The sequence below is a fragment of the Candidatus Eisenbacteria bacterium genome (genome assembly GCA_035712145.1).
GTDB lineage: Bacteria > Eisenbacteria > RBG-16-71-46 > RBG-16-71-46 > RBG-16-71-46 > DASTBI01.
Map to the genome: position 1 here is coordinate 1 of DASTBI010000271.1, position 2,321 is coordinate 2,321.

Annotated in this window: 3 protein-coding genes; 2 read left to right on the forward strand and 1 reads right to left on the reverse strand. The window is 48.5% G+C overall.

Going from position 1 to position 2,321, the window contains the following annotated elements:
- Positions 1–424 precede the first annotated feature (424 nt).
- Entirely contained in the window at positions 425–691 is a 267-nt protein-coding gene (locus VFQ05_19040; protein HET9328867.1) for a hypothetical protein, read from the forward strand.
- A 58-nt stretch (positions 692–749) separates the two neighbouring features.
- Positions 750–1,577, forward strand: coding sequence for a hypothetical protein (locus tag VFQ05_19045; GenBank protein ID HET9328868.1), 828 nt, complete (start codon positions 750–752; stop codon positions 1,575–1,577).
- A 39-nt stretch (positions 1,578–1,616) separates the two neighbouring features.
- On the opposite strand, the gene VFQ05_19050 is transcribed toward VFQ05_19045, so the two are convergent.
- The gene (locus VFQ05_19050) at positions 1,617–2,198 is read right to left on the reverse strand and encodes a hypothetical protein (GenBank protein ID HET9328869.1); all 582 of its coding nucleotides are present in this window, start codon (positions 2,196–2,198) and stop codon (positions 1,617–1,619) included.
- Positions 2,199–2,321: the final 123 nt, after the last annotated feature.

A 2,321-nucleotide genomic window follows, 5' to 3' on the forward strand; every position in this document is an offset into this window, starting at 1 on the left:
ATATAAGTCATTTGCCATTTGAGCCTCCTAGAAACGATTGATCAGGCTAAAGTATAACACAATTCTCCTGATCTCGTTAATCGCCATCGGGAGGCGGTGAAATGCAGATAATCAGCGCCTGCAGAGCTTCTAGTGCCGCATCCAAGCACGTCTTTTCTTGCGGGGTGAGATGCACGCCTAGTTGAGTATACCAGCGTGACATGTATCTTTGCGCCCGCTTGGATACCAGCAGCAGCCCGACTTCGTAGGTTCTCTGAGCCATGTTTAGCCCTCCCTAAATTGACTGTTCATTGATTATAACTTAGGTATTCCTTTTAAGGAATATTTTTGTTCTATTTCAGAGAAGGAAAGAGGTTAGGTATGATGGGGGTATCGTTTTCACCCCCCTATAAGATAGGGGGGTTCAGTTAAAGGAGTTCGCATCATGTTACTGTCTGATAACAATTCAATGCCAGGACGTTTAGATAAGGCGGTCAGCTATTCGGAATGGATTTCGAATCTCGGTCTAAATGGCGTAACACCGCCTGAAATTTTGACCGTTGAGATGCCATTCCTCGGCACGATCAAACTGATCGCCGAAGAAGCGGTTCCGATCTTCAATGCGATTAACGATCAGTTGATCGCCGTTCAGATTATTTATTACTCTGAAGATAGCGCCTATCTCTTTTCCTGCATCATTCCTTTCGAGTAACCCCCCTACCCCACCCCCATAAAGGGGGTGGGTAAAGCATCCCTTTAAGGAGAAAAACATGTTTCCTCTCGTAGATTGGTACACGTACACGTTTAAGTTGCCCTCATCCCACGGTGGGGTAGGGCGGGCAAGTAGCGAGTACATTTTAGACCTGATGCGAACCTATGAATGGTATCGAAAATTTGAAGCCGAAACGTCACCCACCTATCAGATCAAAGAGAAGGGGATATACGGGGTAGGGGGGATAGTAGATACCAAAAGCGAGTTGTCCATATTCTGGGGTGACATAAACACTCACGCCATAGTTGCATGTTCCGGGCGCGCCTGTAGTGTGATTTTTAACGGTGCAGGAGGTTATGAACTGATCCGTGAAACACATAACTTTGCGACGAGATGCGACCTGGCTATTGATTTCGAATCGGACATCGATGTTGTATTGTGGGTCGTAAATAAGAAGAAGGTAGCCGTCAAAACTTGCAGTCACATTGTATCTGAAAAGGGCGAGACGCGATATATAGGTTCGAGGAAAAGTGAGCGTTTTCTTCGTATCTATCGGTACAATCATCCCCACCCCCGCGCACATTTGCTGCGATGCGAACTTGAACTAAAAGGAAAGAAGGCTAAGGCGGTTTGCGCCCGTTTTAAGGACATGACCGCCTACGAAGTTATCTGCGCTGAATTTGAGCCTTTCCTGAGCGAAAATCCGCTATTTCAGCCTGCTCTCGCCACCCCCCCGCCAGCGAGAGCATTGAGAAAAGAACGAACCTCAATTGGGCGACTACGCTGGCTTGAGTTGACCGTCGCGCCAGCGTTGCATAAAGCGCATGATGAAGGTATCATAGACCTGTCTGAGTGGCTCACAAGGCATGGGCTTATCGGACAGTGATGAGGAGAACGGGCGTTCGAAAGAGCGTCCGTTTTTCATTTATGCCATGCCGTAGGCGCGGCGCAGTTTCTCATTCAAGGTCGCCGTGATGCTAATGCAGTTTGTCGGCCTATCCCCATCTCGCCCTGAGAACCATGAACTCTCTGCCGTGATGTAGTTGATAATCGACAGGAATGTCGAGGTATACGGCGGGGTATCCTTATCGAACGAACCAACCCCGCAGTCCAGCAGCGTATAGCGATATGCTCCAAATCCTTCCGTCCGAAAGTTGAATGTCATCTGGGTCGCTTTCTCCCACATTGGCGTAGACCCTGATGTTCCCACGATTGACAATTCAGCGCCGAAAATCGGCTGACCAGGCTGACCAGGCGCCGGGACGCTATAGGCAACATAATCCACGAACGAGAAGGTAGACTTCAGAATGGGCTTTACCACATCGTAGAAGTCTCTCACGGCATCATCCAGGTCAACAGATACAGCAGCGCCACGAAGATCAAATTCAAAGCCGCTTGGCATAAGAGCATTAGCAACAATAGGGACAGTGGGAATGGTCTGATGATGTAGACCCCATGCGCTCCGGTACGTCGTGATGATATAAGCAGGATATAAGTCATTTGCCATTTGAGCCTCCTAGAAACGATTGATCAGGCTAAAGTATAACACAATTCTCCTGATCTCGTTAATCGCCATCGGGAGGCGGTGAAATGCAGATAATCAGCGCCTGCAGAGCTTCTAGTGCCGCAT